Below are 17,332 nucleotides of genomic sequence, written 5' to 3'. Positions count from 1 at the left end.
CAATTAGTCATGACATTAATAAAATCAATATCAGGAATTCGCGGAACTATTGGCGGAAAAGTAGGAGATAATCTAACTCCAGTTGACGCTGTAAAATTTGCATCTGCATACGGAACATTTCTGAAACAAAACATAGTAAAAAATAAACTAAAGGTTGTAATTGGTAGAGATGCTAGAATTTCTGGACCCATGATTCATAATTTGGTAGTCAATACATTAGTTGGATTAGGAATTGACGTTATCGATTTAGGTTTATCTACAACACCAACGGTTGAAATTGCGGTTCCAATGGAAAAAGCAGATGGTGGAATTATTCTGACAGCTTCACACAATCCAAAACAATGGAACGCTTTAAAATTATTGAATGCCAAAGGTGAATTTTTAAGCGGTGCTGATGGTGCAAAAATATTAGAAATTGCAGAAGCCGAAGCTTTTGATTTTGCTGATGTGGATGCATTGGGAGAAGTTACTGAAAACCACGCTTACATGGATATTCACATTGATGAAGTTTTGGAATTGCCTTTGGTTGATGCCGATTTGGTTAAAACTAAGAAATTCAAAGTAGTTGTGGATGGCGTAAATTCCTCAGGTGGAATTATTATCCCAAATCTATTAGAACAAATGGGTGTAGAAGTTGTTAAATTATATTGCGAACCAAACGGTCATTTTCCGCACAATCCAGAACCTTTAAAAGAACATTTGGGCGATATTTGTAAATTGGTAGTAGAAGAAAAAGCGGATTTTGGAATTGTTGTTGATCCAGATGTAGACCGTTTAGCTTTCATTTCCAATGACGGTGAAATGTTTGGGGAAGAGTATACTTTGGTAGCTGTTGCGGATTACGTTTTATCAAAAACTCCAGGAAATACAGTTTCCAATATGTCATCGTCTCGAGCTTTACGTGATATTACAGAAAAACATGGTGGAACGTATCAAGCAAGCGCTGTTGGAGAAGTAAATGTAGTTGAATTAATGAAGAAAACCAACGCTATCATTGGTGGCGAAGGAAATGGCGGAATTATCTATCCAGCATCGCATTATGGTAGAGATAGTATTGTAGGTGCGGCTTTGTTTTTAACGTATTTGGCAAATCAAAATAAAACAGTTGCCGAAATTAGAGCAAGTTTTCCTCAATATTACATGAGTAAAAATAAAATTGAGCTAACACCACAAATTGATGTAGACAACGTTTTAGCAACGTTAAACGAAAAATACAAATCCGAAAACATATCCACTATTGACGGAGTGAAAATTGATTTCCCAACAGAATGGGTGCATTTAAGAAAATCAAACACGGAACCGATTATTAGAATTTACACCGAAGCTCCAACACAATCTGAAGCTGATGTTTTAGCAGAAAGATTCGTAAAAGAATTGAAAGAAATAGCTGGGATTTAATGGATAAAAGTTTTATAAAATCTAAGATTATACCTTATCACATTCAAAATTTATTGTTAACTGTGATAGGGTTTTTTATTGTTGATTATTTTTTTGAAACGGATTCACTAACCAAATTAATTGCGTTTTTAATATTAAATTTAATTTTGATTTTTGGTAATCCATCTCAATTTTTAGTGAATTTTGAAATTGATGATGAAAAAATCATTTTTGTTTTTATAAATAGTTATTTTGCAGAAAAAAAGTTGGTAATTCCAATAAAAAAACTCCAATGTTATGAAATAGAAAGTTCAGGATACTTTTCTGAAAATTCAGAAATTATTTTTCATGAAGCATTCTCTTTTGAAAAATTTATAATATTTGATAGAAATTTAATATTTAGATTAGAAAAATTTTGTAAATCAAATGCAATTAAGTTAAAAACTGGATTTTTGCAATAACAAAAAAGCTCAACCAAAAGTTGAGCTTTTTTGTTATTTACCTTTCCCTTTTCCATTATTTCCTGGTTTCCCTTTTCCCTGATTATGAGGTTGCCCTTTATGCTTTTTAGCATGATGAGGTTTTTTACCTTTGTATTTCACAACGTGAACATTGTTATAACGATACGGACGATCTTGATAGAAATCTAGCTCTACTTGTCTAGCTCTTCCAAAATTTACTTGTGCATAAACACTTGGTACATTTGTAGAAATAGACCATCCTCCATTTCTATTGAAAATATATACTCTTTTTTGTAAGTCAAAGTACATATTATGTTCAGGGAAATAAATGTGTCGCGTTTTAGCTCTATAACCATGCGCAGGAGCCCAAGGCGGCGGTCCTTGCGAAAATAGATCTTGCGGAACTAAAAACAGAACGCTCAAAGCTAATACGAACCATATTCTTGCCATTTTTGTTTTATTAGTTTCCATACTATTTATATTTTAGTTACTTCTTTGTTAAGTCTTGCAATTTCTATGCCAGAGTAAAAATAGAATTATTCAAAGTTACCATAATTATAGGTAAGTCTGTAAAGAAAGAGAATGTTTTAAGAACTACAACTCAACATCGAGCATCCAACCTTAGTTCGTGCCCAATCCGGTCTTTTGGCAAACCATTTTTCTGCTTCAGGTTGTTCGTCGTACGGATTTTTTAAAACTTCATATAATTCCGAAATCAAACTGTAATCTTCCTTTTCTGCTGCTTCAATGGCTAATTGTGCCATATAATTGCGTAACACATATTTCGGATTTACAGCGTTCATTTTTTGTTTTCTTTCTTCATCTGATGCGGTTGCTGCTTTTAATTGGGTAAGATATTGGGTAAACCAAAACAACCACGTCGATTCATTGCGTTCCGTTATTTCTTCCAATGCATAAAAAGCTGTTTTAATTCGATCGAAAGCCATGATTTCTGTATCGTTTTTATCTACTTCAGCTAAATTTCGAAAGAAAATCGTCATATCTGTTTCTTCCAACACTAAGTTTTCTTCCAATGCTTTTACCAAGGCAATCGTAGCTTCATTTTCTTCTTGTATTCCAATTTTATCCAACATCATTTGGTTGTACTTCTTTTGGTATTGGGGACTAAAAGCATTCAAAATGGCTTCCAATGGTTCCGCTTCGTCAATCAAAGGATAAAGTGCATTGGCCAATTGCATCAAATTCCAAAGCGCCACATCAGCTTGTTGCCCGAAACGATAGCGTCTGTTTTCACTATCGGTTGTATTGGGTGTCCAATCCGGATTGTAATCATCTTGCCAACCATAAGGACCATAATCAATCGTAATCCCATGAACCGACATATTATCGGTATTCATTACACCATGAACAAAACCAACACGTTGCCAATGGATAACCATGTCCAGAGTTTTCTGGGAAACCGCTTTAAAAAAGGCTAAATATTTCGCTTTTCCTTCCAAAGTGATTTCAGGAAAATAATTTTGGATGGTGAAATCGGTTAGAAGTTGTAAGTTTTCAAAATCGTTTCGAGCTGCTAATAATTCAAAATTCCCAAAACGAATGAAACTTGGCGCCACTCGGCAAACAATAGCACCAGGTTCGTAAGCCGCGTTGCCATTGTACAAAACATCTCGTAAAACAGAATCTCCAGTAGTTAACAAACACAACGAGCGAGTAGTGGGAACGCCCAAATGAAACATCGCTTCGCTGCACAAATGCTCTCTAATTGACGAACGTAAAACGGCAAATCCATCGCCTCGACGAGAATACGGTGTTTTTCCCGCGCCTTTCAATTGAAGCATCCAAGATTGATTGTTGTGCTCAATTTCAAACAAATTAATTGCCCGACCATCGCCTAATTGTCCCGCCCAATTCCCAAATTGATGTCCGGCATATGCCATGGCAAACGGTTTGGTTTCTGGATAAACTGTTGTGCCTGAAAATGTAGCTAAAAAATCTGTCGAAGTAGCATCTTTTGGTTCCAAACCAATTAATTCTAAAACTTCTTCCGCTACATGAATTACTTTCGGATTGCTTGGTTTTTCAGGCGTTACATAAGAAAAACTAGCACCAGCCACTTGTCGCACATAATTTTCAGTAATCGAATCAGCGGGAAGTATTTCGGTGAATTTATTTTGAATTTTCAATTTCATCTTCCAAAGTTACAAAATTTAAGAACTGTCAAAATACCAAATTCCCAAAATTCGTTATCTTTGGAGCCAAATTCAAGGAAACAAATGACAACGGCAACACAAACTACAGCTTTAGAATTATATTTTGATCAATTTCGTCAAGGAATTATTGGTATCAATCAAGAATTTGAAACGCCTTTTGGTACAAAAAAAATCGTTTATACCGATTGGACAGCGAGTGGTCGTTTGTATCGTCCGATTGAAGAAAAAATTAGTAACCAATTAGGACCGTTTGTTGCCAATACACACACCGAAACTTCAGTTACTGGAACCGCTATGACGATGGCGTATCACGAAGCGCGTCACATTATCAAAAAACATGTGAATGCCAATGAAAATGACATTTTAATCACGGATGGAACGGGAATGACTGGTGTGGTGAATAAATTACAACGTATTTTAGGTCTTAGAATTCCTGAAAATTTAAAAGAGTTTACTGTTATACCCGATGTTATTAAGCCAATTGTTTTCATTTCTCACATGGAACATCATTCCAATCAAACCTCTTGGTTAGAAACTATTGCTGATGTTGAGGTGGTTCCTGCCAATGAAGAAGGTTTTTTTTGTTTGGAAAATCTGAAACAATTATTAGAAAAATATAAAGATAGAAGTTTTAAAATTGCCTCGATTACTTCGTGTTCCAATGTTACTGGTATTAAAACGCCTTATCATGAAGTAGCAAAATTGATGCACCAAAATAACGGTGTTTGCTTTGTAGATTTTGCCTGTTCTGGACCTTATGTTGCTATTGATATGCATCCAGCAGATGAGGAAGCGTATTTAGATGCTATTTTCTTTTCGCCACACAAATTTTTGGGCGGACCTGGAACTACGGGTGTTATGATTTTCAATAAGAATTTATATAAAAATAATGTTCCTGATTGTCCTGGTGGTGGAACCGTTCGCTGGACCAATCCTTGGGGTGAACACCAATACATCGATAATATTGAAGATAGAGAAGATGGCGGAACTCCTGGTTTTTTACAAGTGATAAAAGCCGCATTTGCTATTCAATTGAAAGAGAAAATGGGGATTCAAAATATTTTGGATAGAGAACATGAATTGGTACAATACGTTTTTGAACGATTAGGAAATGTAACGGGATTGAATATTTTAGCGCCCCAACATCAAGATCGATTAGGCGTATTCTCTTTTTATATTGACGATTTGCATTTTAATTTAGGGGTAAAACTTTTAAATGACCGATTTGGAATCCAAACACGTGGCGGTTGCAGTTGTGCTGGAACGTACGGCCATTATTTATTACATGTGGACCAAGAAACTTCCAATGCTATTGTGTGTAAAATTTCATCAGGTGATTTAGAAGAAAAACCAGGATGGATTCGTATGTCGATTCACCCAACGACTACAAATGCTGAGATAGAAATTGTGTGTAATAGCATTTTAGAATTAGTTGAAAACCATAAGGAGTGGGGGAAAGACTACATTTACAATAATAAAACCAATGAATTTACGCATAAAAATGCCCAGTTTCAAGAGAAAGACATTGTGAAGTCTTGGTTTAAATAGGAAATTGAATTATTGATTAAAATCAGAGTTTAATTACACTAGCAAATAGTTAAAACATTGGAATGGAAAAAAGAAAATTTTTAAATCAAGAAATAAAAAGAGAAGGCGTTGGAGAGTTAAGAATTGGAATGGATTTTAATCTTTTTCAAAAGAATTTTTTAAAGCCTGAGTTTTTTTACTATGATAAGATTGTTGAAATGAATGCTGTATATCCTTCAAATGTTACATTTACTTTTTTTAATAGTATATGTTGTTGGATTGATATTGAGAGCTCAACTTTGGAAAGAATTGATTTATTTAATGATTTCACAGGAATGTTTCAAAAAAAAATTTCTTTAGGAAAAAAATTAGATTGTATTAAAGAGTTAAAATTACCCTTAATTTTTGATGAAGATTGTGTTCAGATTTTTAACGATTGGTCAGTTTCTTTAATTGTAGATGAGGATTTAACAATTTTAGATTCAGTTGAAGAAATGTATAATTCAAATATTGAAATGATTACTATTAAAAAGGTTGATTAATTAATTTTTAATAAATATTTCTAATGTATGAATTTATCAGAATAGTTTAAATGAAATATTATATTAATCAAATGAATTATAAAAATATACAAACAGTTATTAGTACTTTAAAAATAGTAATTTATTATTGTTCTTTTTTTATTTTAATTTCATGTAGTTCAACTATTGAATTTTCATTTAGCAATGAAGAAATAAAGGATGATATTCAAGAGGATCTTTCTATGAATCTTCATCAAGGTAAAGTGTTTTTTTTATTTGAAAATTCAATGAATGATGTCAAAGTGTCTATTTTATCTCATAAATTTGGTGTCTATAATACAATTCTTAATGAAGTAATTAAAAAATCAAATAAAAGTGATTTTTCAAAAATAGTAGGAGTATTTAATGGTAGAGATTATTTGTTATTGAAAATTAATAATATCACTGTAGAATTACCCGTTAATACTAATTATAATTATCGCTTCGTTTTTATAAAAAGATGTCCAAAGAATAAAAGGAAGTTTATTATTACGTTTACAAATGAAATTTCTCAAGAAGTTTTGAGTCAAATTTGAATTAATTAAAGTTTTGAATTTAACTTAAGAATTCCTTTCTCTTTTACCTTCTATGTTTCCAACGCTTATGCGTCCATAAATAAAACTCTGGTGCTTCGTAGATTTGTTGTTCTACTTTTTTCATGAAGGCTTCTGAGATTTCGAAGTTGGGTATGGGTTTTGCGTCTTCGGTCATTAATTCAATTGTGGCTTCGTAATAACCGCGTTTTACTTTTTTGGTTTTAAGAAATACTACGGTCATATCTAATCTTTTGGCAAGTAATTCAGCGCCTACGTGAATAGGAGTTTCAATTCCCATAAAAGTTCCCCAATGCGCTTTATTTGAAGATTTTGGTGATTGGTCACTGGCAAAACCATATAAACCTAAAACGCCATTTCTTTGATTTTCTTCTATGGTCGAGATGGTTTCTTTGGTAGTAATTAAATGCGCTTTGAATTTGGAACGAATTTGATGTACTAATTTATCAAAATATTTATTAGCTATTCTTTTGTAAATGCCATAACCTTTATAGCTTGTGATGTAGTTCATTGAAACTGCCCATTCGTAACTAGCATAATGCGCGCACAATAAAGCAATACTTTTATTCTTTTTTTCAATTTCTAAATACGAGTCTAAATTAGTAATAACATAACGTTTTTCAATTTCTTTTCTTGAAATGCTCATGGTTTTGATCATTTCTAAGAACATATCGCACATGTGAATGAAGAATTTACGCTCAATTTCTTGGCGTTCTTTTGCTGATAAATGAGGTAATGCCATGGCAATATTGGCACGAACTACTCTTTTTCTATATTTAATAACTCGATAAACAAGAAAGAAAACAAAATCTGATAAGATATAAAGTAATCGAAAAGGCAAAATCGAAATCAGCCATAAGATGGGATAGAAAAAAAGGTAAAGCAACAATTGCATTCGAAATTTTTTACAAATATACTTTTTTAAATTAACAAGGGAAATAGCTTTATATTTTTTACTTTTACAGAAAATAGCATTTCATGAATATCTTTTTATTAGCCATTATTATTGGAACAGGATTAATTAGTTACAAAGGTTTTTCAGATACTTTTTTCTTTAGAAAATATGAATTTCATGTAGGAAGTATTCGGGCTGGAGAACAAATTAGAATGTTAACTAGCGGATTTTTACATGTAGATTGGATGCATTTTGGATTCAATATGCTAACCTTGTACTTTTTTGCTCCTGTAGTAATACAAAATTTTGGTGAATGGTCGTTTCTTTCGATTTACTTTGGCAGTATGCTAGCAGGAAGTTTATTAACCTTGTATTTGCATAAAGAAGATTATTATTATCGTGCTGTTGGTGCTTCTGGAGCGGTTACAGGAATTATTTATGCTTCCATTTTGTTGTATCCTGATATGACTTTGTATTTGTTTTTCGCAATTCCTATTCCGGGCTATATTTTTGGAATTGGTTATTTACTATATTCAATTTATGGAATGAAAGCCAAGAACGACAATATTGGTCATACGGCGCATTTTGGAGGTGCTATTGGCGGTTATGTGATTACGTTGATGAAAGAGCCTGCTATGTTGCACGAAAACCTTAAAATGGTCATATTATTAGCAATACCAATTCTGGTGTTATTTTATTTACATAAAACCAATAAATTATAATTGGCACGCCATTTGTTTTACATAAAAAAACACAAAAAATGAAGAAAATAGTATTATTCGCCTTACTCGTAACTAGTACGGTTACTCTGGCTCAAGAATTAAAGCAAGTTCCACAAATCACTGTTTCTGGAGAAGGGAAAATTAAAGTCGTACCGGATCAAGCGGTAATAACGGTTTCTGTTGAGAATATTGGTAAAGAAGCAAGTGAAGTAAAAAAATCGAATGATAAAACCATTGATGCAGTAATTAAAGCGATTAAAAAGCGAGGAATTCCAACTGCGGATTACCAAACCCAACAAGTTTCGTTGCATAAAAATTATGATTATACTACCAAAAAGTACAATTATAGAGCGTATCAAACGATTTCAATACACTTGAAAGATATGAGTAAATATGAAGCTTTAATGGTAGATTTGGTAGATAGTGGCATTAACGCTATACAAGGAGTGGAATTCAAATCGTCTAAAATTGAAGCTTTAGAATCGGAAGCCAGACAAAAAGCTATTTTGAACGCTAAGAAAAAAGCATTAGATTTCACTGGAGCTTTAGGTCAAAAAGTAGGTAAGGCTTTATTTATTACAGATAATTCACAAACGCATTATCCACAACCGATTTACAGAGAAGTGATGATGACAAAAATGGCTGATGCAGGTGTTCCAAATGAAACCTTAGCTGTTGGAGAAATTGTAATTAGTGCCAATGTAACGGTAAGTTTCGAATTGAATTAAGAAAAGAAAACTATAAAAATGCAAAAAGCCTTATCGTTTGATAAGGCTTTTTTTGTGGGGAGAGCAGGATTCGAACCTGCGAAGATGTAATCAGCGGATTTACAGTCCGCCCTCGTTGGCCGCTTGAGTATCTCCCCAACTTATATCAATAAGTTTCGCTGTAAGCGGTTGCAAATATAAAACTGTTTTTGATAGAAACAAACTTATTTTAGCGTAATTTCTCTACTTTTTTATAATCTTCTGTAAATGAAAAACATAAAAAAATCTTCCGAAGAAGATTTTTTATAAAATGTATTTTTTTAGGAATATTACAAGCCTAAAAGTTCTTTCACTTTAGCTTTTAATTCGTCTCCACGTAAATCTCTTGCTACGATTATACCGTTTTCATCAAGTATAAAAGTTGCAGGAATTGATTTTACATTATATTGCTCTGCAATTGGTTCTTGCCAAAACTTTAAATTTGAAACTTGTGCCCAAGTTAAACCGTCTTTTGCAATAGCTTCTTTCCATTTGTCGCCATCTTTGTCTAAAGAAACACCAATAATGTTTAATCCTTTTTCATGTAATTCATTGTACATAGCAACAACACTAGGATTTTCTTGACGACATGGACCACACCAAGAAGCCCAGAAATCAATAATAGTAACTTTTCCTAAAGATTCTTTTAAAGAGATAGTTTTTCCATCAGGTGATGGTGCTGAGAAATTTGGTGCAGGTTTTCCAATAACCACTTCAGTCGCAGCTTTTACAATTTTTTCAATACTTTTACCCGCTCTAGTTTGTTTAATTTTATCTGTGAATTTATCAAAATAAGCTTTTCCTTCTTCTGCAGTAATGGTTTGTGTAGCTAAATTGTTTTCCAATAATAAAGCACTTAAATATTTGTCATTGTTCTTGCTAATAACATCTTTAGCTAAAACAATTAATTCTTCTTGCATTGTTTTCAATTGTTTCATCAAAGCTTTCATTGTAACAGTGTCATTTACTGCTTGAGCGCCCATATATTCTTCTTGTTTAGAAGCTTGAAAATCACCTATTTTTTTGTAAACTACTTTGGTTTTTCCACTATAATCTTGGAATAACTCATTTTCTGGAGTTCCACCAACAACTGAATTTTGGATAGTATCTTTATTTACTTTAATCGTAATATTTCCATTTTCCATGATAAAAGGAATTGGATTGTTTCCTTCAACTGTAACAATAGCAATTTCTAGAGTTTCAAATGCTCCTTTAATTTCAAATTTACCACTTTGAACTTCAACAGTATCTTTGGCAATCATTTCAGTTTCTCCTTGAACTTGAAGATATACTTTTGTACCGTTTTCTATTCCTTCTGCAGTTCCAGAAATTACAAACTCATTCTCGCTTACTTTGTTACAAGCAAAAATACTTAGTGTTGCTATGGCAAGCAATACGATTTTTTTCATATTTAAAATTTTAATTAGTGTTGCAAATGTATTTATTTTTAATTCCTTACACCAAAAAACGACTATAAATTTTTCATAAAAAAAGTCGGGCAAATTACCCGACTTTAACTACTTATTTTTAATCTATTATTTTAATGTTGATGGACAAACGTAATTAGTTAGTGGAATAGTGGTATTTCTAATTCCATTCATTCCTTTTGCTACGTTAATCATGTTGTGATAACCTCTAGCTTTTAGGATAGATGCCCAAATCACCGAACGATAACCGCCAGCACAATGTACATAAAAAGTGTCATTTTTTGGAACTTCTGCCAAATGGTCATTGATATAATCCAAAGGAATATTAGTCGCTTTTTCAATTCGTTCAGCTGTAAATTCACTTGGTTTTCTCGCATCAACAATAATGGCTTTTTCATAGTTATTGGCTAAATCTTCTGGCATTACGGTTTCAACAGCATCGGTTTCAAATCCAGCTGCCTTCCAAGCGGTAATTCCACCATTTAAGTAGCCTAAAGTCTTATCAAAACCAACACGAGACAAACGCGTAATAGTTTCTTCTTCTTTTCCTTCTGGAGTTACCAATAAAATTGGTTGTTTGGTGTCTTTAATTAAAGCTCCAACCCAAGGTGCAAATTGCCCGTGAAGTCCAATAAAAATAGAACCAGGAATATGGGCTGCAACAAAATCATCTTCATGACGCACATCTAAAATTAAAGCTTCTGTTTGGTTGGCAACTGCTTCAAATTCTTTTGGATTTAATGGGGTGTCTGCTTTTTGCATAACCACATCCAAACTTTCGTAACCTTGAATATTCATCAGTACATTTTGTGGAAAATAAGCTGGAGGCGGCGTTAAACCATCCAATAATTCAGCAATAAATTCTTCTCGTGTCATATCGGCACGTAAAGCGTAATTGGTTTTCTTTTGGTTACCTAAAGTATCCGTAGTTTCTTTACTCATGTTTTTTCCACAAGCACTTCCAGCACCGTGATTTGGATATACTATCAAATCATCAGACAAAGGCATAATTTTATTGCGCAACGAATCAAACAAATAACTAGCTAGTTTTTCTTGCGTTAAATCTTCAATTAGTTCTTGAGCCAAATCTGGTCTTCCTACATCACCAATAAATAACGTATCACCAGTTATAATTCCATGATCTTTTCCACTTTCATCCGTAACCAAATAACAAGTACTTTCCAAAGTATGGCCTGGCGTATGAATAGCTTTAATTGTTACACCACCAATTTTGAACTGTTGTCCATCTTCAGCGATAATAGCATCAAAACTAGGATTAGCCGTTGGACCAAACACAATTTTAGCACCTGATTTCTCAGCTAAATCCAAATGTCCTGAGACAAAATCAGCATGAAAATGCGTTTCAAAAATATATTTGATGGTAGCGCCATCTTTTTGAGCTTTATCTAAATAAGGTTGTACTTCTCTTAGCGGATCAAAAATGGCAGCTTCGCCATTACTTTCAATATAATAAGCAGCATGTGCAATACAACCGGTATAAATTTGTTCTAACTTCATATCTTTTTCTTTTTTTAATCTATGGTGTAAAATTACGAATTTTGATTGGTTTATACTGTAACGAAAGTTACAAAACCGTTATTTCTTTCACTAAAATAAATCCAGCCATAACCAGTACGAAATAAGCGAAACCCTTTTTTAATTGGCTTTCATTGATGAATTGATTCAGATAAATACCAATGAAAATACCAACTACCGAAAGACTGCTGAAACTTAATAAAAACGTCCAATCGATGTTTAAATTTTGTACATCGCCCAAAAATCCAATTAACGAATTCAATGTGATAATGAATAGGGAAGTGGCAACCGCTTTTTTCATGGGAAGTTTTACAAATAATACCAAAGCAGGAATAATTAGAAAACCACCACCAGCGCCCACAAGACCAATAAGTATTCCAATACTGAAAGTTTGTAAGCCCAATTGGAGGAATGAAACAGAAACGTTATCCGTTTTTTCAGTTTTCTTTTTTAACATCGAATAAGCGGCTAAAATCATGATGATAGCAAAGAGCAACATCAGAAAGAAGTCTTTGGTTACCAAAATGGGTTTTTCAATAAAAACATCGGGAAGTAAAGGAACAAGAAAGCGTCGGGTCAAATACACACCAACAAAAGAAGGAATCGCAAATAAAAAACCATTTTTGAAGTCGACTAATCCTTTTTTATAATTTTGGAAAGCACCAAATCCGGAGGTTATTCCAACAATAAATAAAGAATACGCCATCGCCGTTACGGGTTGAATAGCCAGTAAATAAACCAGAATGGGAACCGTTAAAATAGAACCACCGCCACCCGTTAGTCCTAAAACTAAACCAATAAGTAGCGCTCCAATATATCCCAAAACCTCCATTAGAATTCTAAAATCTCTATTTTATTGCGGTGCAATTTGATTTTTCCTTGAATTTCCAATGCCTTTAGTAATCTTGAAATTACTACTCGCGAGGTATGCATTTCATAGGCAATTACTTGATGTGTAGTGTGAATTTCGGTATCACCAATTACTTTAGCTTTGTCCGTTAAATATTTGTACAAACGTTCGTCTAAATTCATGAAAGCCAAAGTATCAATGGCTTCTAGCATTTCCATTAAACGGATGTTGTAGCTATCGAAAACAAAGTTTCTCCACGTTTTATATTTGGTCAACCATTCTTCCATTTTTTCAACCGGAATCATAACCATAGCACCATTGGTTTCCGCAATAGCTCGTATGCGACTTTTGGATTGTCCCATACAGCAAGTAAGCGTCATGGCACAAGTATCGCCACGCTCTAAGAAATACAACAACAATTCGTCACCATTTTCATCTTCTCGTAAAATTTTAATGGCACCATTTAATAAAAGTGGCATGGTTTTGATGTAATCACCAATTTCAATTAAATAATCATCGGCTTTAAACTCTTTGTAAGTGGCAACTTTAACAATTTCATCAATTAAGGCCTCCTCAAAAATGTAGCCGTAAGCTTGCGTAAGTATATCTTTCATTTGGAATTGCTTTTTTGTAAAGATACGAGTTCTCTTTCAAAAACTAATGTTACTTTTGTTACATAACTTTTAAAAGTACTTTTTTGAGCAATTCATCGAGTTTTTCTACCGTTTACAACCGTTTTAACTTTCATAAGCATACTTTTTGTATTTTTAAGGAAGTAAAATTGGAAGAATTCCCTTCATTGTCAATTCATTACAAAAGTAAGTCGGGAAGTCAATACAGTTTTACAGAAAAAGGTGTTTTTCGAATTTCAAATCATTGGGGAAGAGCTTCTAATTGCAGATGGCGATTGATGTCAAGTTCAATAGCAAGTTCAAGTTCAAAAATCAATAATAGCCAATCACGAATTGGTTATGCCGATTGGACGGATTTTTACCCAAATAATGAAACCGAAAAACTCTTTTACATTACCATAGATTGGGAAACTCGTGTTCTCAATTTTATGCATTGCCATTCGCCCCAATTCAACAATAAAGCAGCAGTTCGAACGGCTTCGGAAACCGCCAAACGAATCAAACAAATTCAAGAAGTGTTAAAAGACAAACAATGGGCTAAACACTTGAGTTTTGAAGATTACGACCAATTGGAAAAAGAAGTAGTAGAAGAACTCATTACAACCAATTTAAGTTTTCTGGAAATTAAACGAAAATTTCAATAATTGTATCAAATTAAAACGAAAACTTATGGGTGAGAATACTACTTTTGAGCAATTAAAGCGCAACATTCAAGCTGTTATTGATTTGTTGGCAATCAGAAAATTAAAAGAAGCAAATAATCGTTTGCAATCCATTCAAGAACACATTGAAGCTATTTTGGACACTACTTCAGATGATTTGTTGCTTGTAGAAGTAAGCAAATACCAAATTTTAGTACAACATTTACAACAGAAAATTTTCCAATCGGAATAAGTCGCTAACTGCAATATATCAAAAACAAGTTCAAGTTCAAGTTCAAAAATCAACTTGAAACAAAAGTGAAACGTCTCTGTGTAACTCTCTCAACACAAACCACTTTAAGAAAACTCCGTGAAACTCTGTGTAAAACTTTGCGAGACTTTGTGCTACAAAAAAAAGCAAGCACAAGTTCAACTTCAAAAATCAACTTCAAAACTTGAAACCACAATCCACAAACTTGAAACCTGAAACAAAAAAATCACTAGTTTTCGTCTTGATTTTTTACGTAAATTTGAAACAAGACTATTAAACTATGCTAAAAAATATGATTGAAAAACCCGTACTCAGAGAATCACTATTTAGACATTTAGATGGTTTGGTAGTAGCACCAATAGCCGTTGCCTTACAAAATAGCGGAATTTTAAAAACTATTCTAGATAAAAAGTCTGCTACAGTTTCGCACTTAGCACAAGAATTTCAAGCGAATCAAGGGTATTTGAATATAGCTTTAAGAGCATTAGCTTCGCAAGGATTTCTTAATTACGAAGTAGATAACGCAACAACTGAAGTTTCGATTACGACTAATAAAAATAGCCAAATTGCCTTTTCACTTTTTAACAAATATGAAGACATAGTCAAAGTATTAGAAAAATGTGACATTTTTACTGAAATTGAGATTAATTCCAATAATTTCCATCATTTGGAACATCTTTTTGAGCAGTTTAAGAATCAAAATGTTACTAATTTTAAACAGAATGCATTAGAATATCAAATCAACAAACACCTAGAAGGATTTTTAGTTGGTCCATTAGTAGTAAGCTTAGGAATGACAGGAATGTTCCACAAGTATTTCATGGAAACCTCATTCCGACCAGAAGAATTTCATAAAGAACCTGAAATTTTCAAGAAAATACTAGACTTTTTCGTTTTTTTAGATTGGTTTACCGAAAATAAGGGCAATTACCAATTCACAGATACAGGTTTGTTTTTTGCTAAGAGAGCTTCTGCTTATGGCGTAACGGTTTCCTATTTACCCATGTTGAAGCGTACCAAAGAGTTGCTTTTTGGTAATCCCAATAGCATCCGAACAACATCAGCTTTGGAAGAAGAAATTCATGTAAATAGAGAAATGAATGTCTGGGGAAGTGGTGGTGCTCATGCAACGTATTTCAAAGTCATTGATGAAATTATCATTGAAATTTTTAACCGACCCATTCAAGAACAACCCAAAGGAATTTTAGATATGGGATGCGGAAATGGCGCTTTTTTGCAACACATTTTTGAAGTTATTGAAAGACAAACGCTTCGTGGGAAATTATTAGAAGAACATCCGTTATTTTTGGTTGGTGCCGATTACAACCAAGCGGCTTTGAAAGTAACCAGAGCCAATTTAATTAAAGCGGATATTTGGGCAAAAGTAATTTGGGGCGACATCAGTAATCCCGACCAACTGGCTCATGATTTAGCGGAAAATTATAAAATCAACTTGAGCGATTTATTGAATGTGCGTACGTTTTTAGATCACAACCGCATTTGGGAAACACCTGCAAAAAGGAATCCCAACCGAATTAGTGCTTCAACAGGAGCTTTTTCCTTCAGAGGCAAACAATTGGATAACAATGAAGTAGAAGATAATTTATTGGAATATTTTCAAAAGTGGGCAAAATACGTACAACAATTTGGTTTACTAATTATCGAATTGCATACCATTGCTCCTGAAATTACCGCAAAAAACATTGGGAAAACAGCTGCAACCGCTTATGATGTCACACACGGATTTTCCGACCAATATATTGTAGAAATTGACGTTTTACATAAAGTAGCAAGAGAAGCGGGCTTACAACCCGATGCACAATTTTTTAAAAAATTTCCCAATACGGAGTATGCAACCGTAAGTATCAATTTATTAAAAGGATAAAATGAAAAGAAAAGATGAATTAGAGGATTTTCCTTTGTATCAAAAAGCTTTAGAGATTTTCAAATTGACTAGAGGTTTAATAGAAATAGTACCAGAAGACAACGAGTTTTTACAAGAAACCACCGTAAAGTTTATGATGGAAGATGCCATGATTATTCCAGCCAAAATTGCGGGAGCACATGGTATTGGTTTGTACGATTTAAAAATGGAAAATGCCGCTATTATCAGAAAAGCAGCTAGAGAATTGATGGTACGTGCAGGAAGTTTGGAATACGAAGACGACATCAAAGACAAAGAGTATATTACGTTGTTACGCAACACCATTGAAGAATTTCGTTTCCTTTTTATCGATTGGGTAGCAAGTTTTGATACTTGGGATTACATCATTGACCGTTGGGGATTATTTAATCCACCAGGCGTTACAGCTCATGATAAAGATCCCGACGATGATATTCCGTTTAACCCTAAAGATTTTTTTGAAGGATTAGAAGATTTTGATGATGAGGAGGAATAAAATCAAAATAAGGTCCATTTTCCTATAACAGTATCATCAGAACCATTAAATGGAATAGTTTCAACTATATCGTATTGTTTTCGTTCTGGATTAAACTTTCGAATGGTAATACCGTTACAAAGAAATTCTAAGTGCACTTCTTTGAACAAACTATAAGCTATTTGTAATTGTTCTTTACTAAGCTGCCTTCCAATAGAAATATGCGGTTCCGAACTCTTGTGATTGACATGAAATTGAATTTGCTTTGGGATTTCCTTCATAATTGCAACCATTTTAGCTTTACTTTCAGTATCAGGAGCGATGAAAAAGGCACCATTTGGGTAATTTCCAAAGGCATTAAAAATTACAGAAAAGCATTTTTGATAGTGACAATAAGCAGTTATTCTACTTTTAATAGTTTCATAAGTAGTTGTATCACAATCAAACTCACAAATGGTTACATGTGCTAAAGAATTTTTACTTGGATACCAACCAATTTTAGTACTCAATTGTTCTTTAAATTCTCTTATTGTTTCAATCACAGTATCTGAAGGATGAAAAACTACCGAATACTTAGCCAT

Annotated in this window: 19 protein-coding genes and 1 tRNA gene; 11 read left to right on the top strand and 9 right to left on the bottom strand. The window is 33.3% G+C overall.

Annotated features, from left to right (window positions below; all coding sequences use genetic code 11):
• Positions 1–9 precede the first annotated feature (9 nt).
• The gene (gene glmM, locus DPN68_RS11270; RefSeq protein WP_113989748.1) at positions 10–1,398 is read left to right on the top strand and encodes a phosphoglucosamine mutase; all 1,389 of its coding nucleotides are present in this window, start codon (positions 10–12) and stop codon (positions 1,396–1,398) included.
• On the top strand, positions 1,398–1,838 hold the full coding sequence (locus tag DPN68_RS11265) for a hypothetical protein (RefSeq protein ID WP_113989747.1): 441 nt from the start codon (positions 1,398–1,400) through the stop codon (positions 1,836–1,838). Before glmM ends, DPN68_RS11265 begins: the two co-directional genes overlap by 1 nt.
• Positions 1,839–1,871: 33 nt before the next feature.
• Here the strand turns inward: DPN68_RS11265 and DPN68_RS11260 are convergent, their stop codons facing one another.
• Both DPN68_RS11260 and DPN68_RS11255 read right to left on the bottom strand, forming a co-directional pair.
• Positions 1,872–2,309 carry a hypothetical protein gene (locus DPN68_RS11260; protein ID WP_113989746.1) on the bottom strand — a complete coding sequence of 146 codons (438 nt, stop codon included), beginning with the start codon at positions 2,307–2,309 and terminating at the stop codon, positions 1,872–1,874.
• Positions 2,310–2,425: 116 nt separating this feature from the next.
• Positions 2,426–3,991 (bottom strand): protein adenylyltransferase SelO, encoded by a 1,566-nt coding sequence (locus DPN68_RS11255; protein ID WP_113989745.1) that lies wholly within the window; start codon positions 3,989–3,991, stop codon positions 2,426–2,428.
• Positions 3,992–4,075: 84 nt separating this feature from the next.
• On the opposite strand from DPN68_RS11255, the gene DPN68_RS11250 reads away from it, so the two are divergent.
• The 3 genes from DPN68_RS11250 to DPN68_RS11240 all read left to right on the top strand — a co-directional run bounded on the left by DPN68_RS11250 (position 4,076) and on the right by DPN68_RS11240 (position 6,635).
• A complete protein-coding gene (locus DPN68_RS11250; RefSeq protein WP_113989759.1) occupies positions 4,076–5,560 on the top strand; it encodes an aminotransferase class V-fold PLP-dependent enzyme in 1,485 nt (494 codons plus the stop codon).
• Between the two features lie 62 nt (positions 5,561–5,622).
• Positions 5,623–6,081 carry a hypothetical protein gene (locus DPN68_RS11245; protein ID WP_113989744.1) on the top strand — a complete coding sequence of 153 codons (459 nt, stop codon included), beginning with the start codon at positions 5,623–5,625 and terminating at the stop codon, positions 6,079–6,081.
• Positions 6,082–6,131: 50 nt separating this feature from the next.
• Positions 6,132–6,635 (top strand): hypothetical protein, encoded by a 504-nt coding sequence (locus DPN68_RS11240; RefSeq protein ID WP_113989743.1) that lies wholly within the window; start codon positions 6,132–6,134, stop codon positions 6,633–6,635.
• A 43-nt stretch (positions 6,636–6,678) separates the two neighbouring features.
• On the opposite strand, the gene DPN68_RS11235 is transcribed toward DPN68_RS11240, so the two are convergent.
• Positions 6,679–7,548, bottom strand: a complete 870-nt coding sequence (locus tag DPN68_RS11235; protein ID WP_113989742.1) for a lysophospholipid acyltransferase family protein — start codon at positions 7,546–7,548, stop codon at positions 6,679–6,681.
• An 83-nt stretch (positions 7,549–7,631) separates the two neighbouring features.
• Here DPN68_RS11235 and DPN68_RS11230 point away from each other — a divergent pair, with 83 nt between their 5' ends.
• Positions 7,632–8,270: a rhomboid family intramembrane serine protease gene (locus DPN68_RS11230; RefSeq protein WP_113989741.1), complete on the top strand. Its 639-nt coding sequence runs from the start codon at positions 7,632–7,634 to the stop codon at positions 8,268–8,270.
• Between the two features lie 38 nt (positions 8,271–8,308).
• Positions 8,309–8,998: an SIMPL domain-containing protein gene (locus DPN68_RS11225; RefSeq protein WP_113989740.1), complete on the top strand. Its 690-nt coding sequence runs from the start codon at positions 8,309–8,311 to the stop codon at positions 8,996–8,998.
• 55 nt (positions 8,999–9,053) lie between these two features.
• Here DPN68_RS11225 and DPN68_RS11220 read toward each other — a convergent pair.
• The 5 genes from DPN68_RS11220 to DPN68_RS11200 all read right to left on the bottom strand — a co-directional run bounded on the left by DPN68_RS11220 (position 9,054) and on the right by DPN68_RS11200 (position 13,443).
• A tRNA-Tyr gene (locus tag DPN68_RS11220) sits at positions 9,054–9,135 on the bottom strand.
• Between the two features lie 171 nt (positions 9,136–9,306).
• Positions 9,307–10,425, bottom strand: coding sequence for a TlpA disulfide reductase family protein (locus tag DPN68_RS11215; RefSeq protein ID WP_113989739.1), 1,119 nt, complete (start codon positions 10,423–10,425; stop codon positions 9,307–9,309).
• A 126-nt stretch (positions 10,426–10,551) separates the two neighbouring features.
• Entirely contained in the window at positions 10,552–11,961 is a 1,410-nt protein-coding gene (locus DPN68_RS11210; RefSeq protein WP_113989738.1) for an MBL fold metallo-hydrolase, read from the bottom strand.
• A gap of 67 nt (positions 11,962–12,028) precedes the next feature.
• Positions 12,029–12,811, bottom strand: a complete 783-nt coding sequence (locus DPN68_RS11205) for a sulfite exporter TauE/SafE family protein (RefSeq protein WP_113989737.1) — start codon at positions 12,809–12,811, stop codon at positions 12,029–12,031.
• Positions 12,811–13,443 carry a Crp/Fnr family transcriptional regulator gene (locus tag DPN68_RS11200; protein WP_113989736.1) on the bottom strand — a complete coding sequence of 211 codons (633 nt, stop codon included), beginning with the start codon at positions 13,441–13,443 and terminating at the stop codon, positions 12,811–12,813. Before DPN68_RS11200 ends, DPN68_RS11205 begins: the two co-directional genes overlap by 1 nt.
• Before the next feature lie 83 nt (positions 13,444–13,526).
• Between DPN68_RS11200 and DPN68_RS11195 the strand changes: the two genes are divergently transcribed.
• The 4 genes from DPN68_RS11195 (at position 13,527) to DPN68_RS11180 (ending at position 16,772) form a co-directional block, all read left to right on the top strand.
• Positions 13,527–14,105 carry a hypothetical protein gene (locus DPN68_RS11195; protein ID WP_133256598.1) on the top strand — a complete coding sequence of 193 codons (579 nt, stop codon included), beginning with the start codon at positions 13,527–13,529 and terminating at the stop codon, positions 14,103–14,105.
• 25 nt (positions 14,106–14,130) lie between these two features.
• Positions 14,131–14,355, top strand: a complete 225-nt coding sequence (locus tag DPN68_RS11190; RefSeq protein WP_113989734.1) for a hypothetical protein — start codon at positions 14,131–14,133, stop codon at positions 14,353–14,355.
• A gap of 310 nt (positions 14,356–14,665) precedes the next feature.
• Positions 14,666–16,258, top strand: coding sequence for a class I SAM-dependent methyltransferase (locus DPN68_RS11185; protein WP_113989758.1), 1,593 nt, complete (start codon positions 14,666–14,668; stop codon positions 16,256–16,258).
• Position 16,259: 1 nt separating this feature from the next.
• Positions 16,260–16,772, top strand: a complete 513-nt coding sequence (locus DPN68_RS11180) for a hypothetical protein (RefSeq protein ID WP_113989733.1) — start codon at positions 16,260–16,262, stop codon at positions 16,770–16,772.
• Positions 16,773–16,774: 2 nt separating this feature from the next.
• Here DPN68_RS11180 and DPN68_RS11175 read toward each other — a convergent pair whose 3' ends face one another.
• On the bottom strand, positions 16,775–17,332 hold the full coding sequence (locus DPN68_RS11175; protein ID WP_113989732.1) for a 2'-5' RNA ligase family protein: 558 nt from the start codon (positions 17,330–17,332) through the stop codon (positions 16,775–16,777).

It is taken from the genome of Flavobacterium tibetense (assembly GCF_003293845.1).
Classification (GTDB): Bacteria; Bacteroidota; Bacteroidia; order Flavobacteriales; family Flavobacteriaceae; genus Flavobacterium; species Flavobacterium tibetense.
Note: the sequence above shows the minus strand (reverse complement) of the source record. Positions and strands in the feature narration are given on the sequence as shown.

Coding starts and splice junctions, on each gene's coding strand:
- DPN68_RS11210 (WP_113989738.1), bottom strand. CDS start 11,961: ATGAAGTTAGAACAAATTTATACCGGTTGTATTGCACATGCTGCTTAT.
- DPN68_RS11185 (WP_113989758.1), top strand. CDS start 14,666: ATGATTGAAAAACCCGTACTCAGAGAATCACTATTTAGACATTTAGAT.
- DPN68_RS11250 (WP_113989759.1), top strand. CDS start 4,076: ATGACAACGGCAACACAAACTACAGCTTTAGAATTATATTTTGATCAA.
- DPN68_RS11240 (WP_113989743.1), top strand. CDS start 6,132: ATGAAATATTATATTAATCAAATGAATTATAAAAATATACAAACAGTT.
- DPN68_RS11265 (WP_113989747.1), top strand. CDS start 1,398: ATGGATAAAAGTTTTATAAAATCTAAGATTATACCTTATCACATTCAA.
- DPN68_RS11255 (WP_113989745.1), bottom strand. CDS start 3,991: ATGAAATTGAAAATTCAAAATAAATTCACCGAAATACTTCCCGCTGAT.
- DPN68_RS11205 (WP_113989737.1), bottom strand. CDS start 12,811: ATGGAGGTTTTGGGATATATTGGAGCGCTACTTATTGGTTTAGTTTTA.
- DPN68_RS11175 (WP_113989732.1), bottom strand. CDS start 17,332: ATGGCTAAGTATTCGGTAGTTTTTCATCCTTCAGATACTGTGATTGAA.
- DPN68_RS11230 (WP_113989741.1), top strand. CDS start 7,632: ATGAATATCTTTTTATTAGCCATTATTATTGGAACAGGATTAATTAGT.
- DPN68_RS11225 (WP_113989740.1), top strand. CDS start 8,309: ATGAAGAAAATAGTATTATTCGCCTTACTCGTAACTAGTACGGTTACT.
- DPN68_RS11190 (WP_113989734.1), top strand. CDS start 14,131: ATGGGTGAGAATACTACTTTTGAGCAATTAAAGCGCAACATTCAAGCT.
- DPN68_RS11245 (WP_113989744.1), top strand. CDS start 5,623: ATGGAAAAAAGAAAATTTTTAAATCAAGAAATAAAAAGAGAAGGCGTT.
- DPN68_RS11235 (WP_113989742.1), bottom strand. CDS start 7,548: ATGCAATTGTTGCTTTACCTTTTTTTCTATCCCATCTTATGGCTGATT.
- DPN68_RS11260 (WP_113989746.1), bottom strand. CDS start 2,309: ATGGAAACTAATAAAACAAAAATGGCAAGAATATGGTTCGTATTAGCT.
- DPN68_RS11200 (WP_113989736.1), bottom strand. CDS start 13,443: ATGAAAGATATACTTACGCAAGCTTACGGCTACATTTTTGAGGAGGCC.
- glmM (WP_113989748.1), top strand. CDS start 10: ATGACATTAATAAAATCAATATCAGGAATTCGCGGAACTATTGGCGGA.
- DPN68_RS11215 (WP_113989739.1), bottom strand. CDS start 10,425: ATGAAAAAAATCGTATTGCTTGCCATAGCAACACTAAGTATTTTTGCT.
- DPN68_RS11180 (WP_113989733.1), top strand. CDS start 16,260: ATGAAAAGAAAAGATGAATTAGAGGATTTTCCTTTGTATCAAAAAGCT.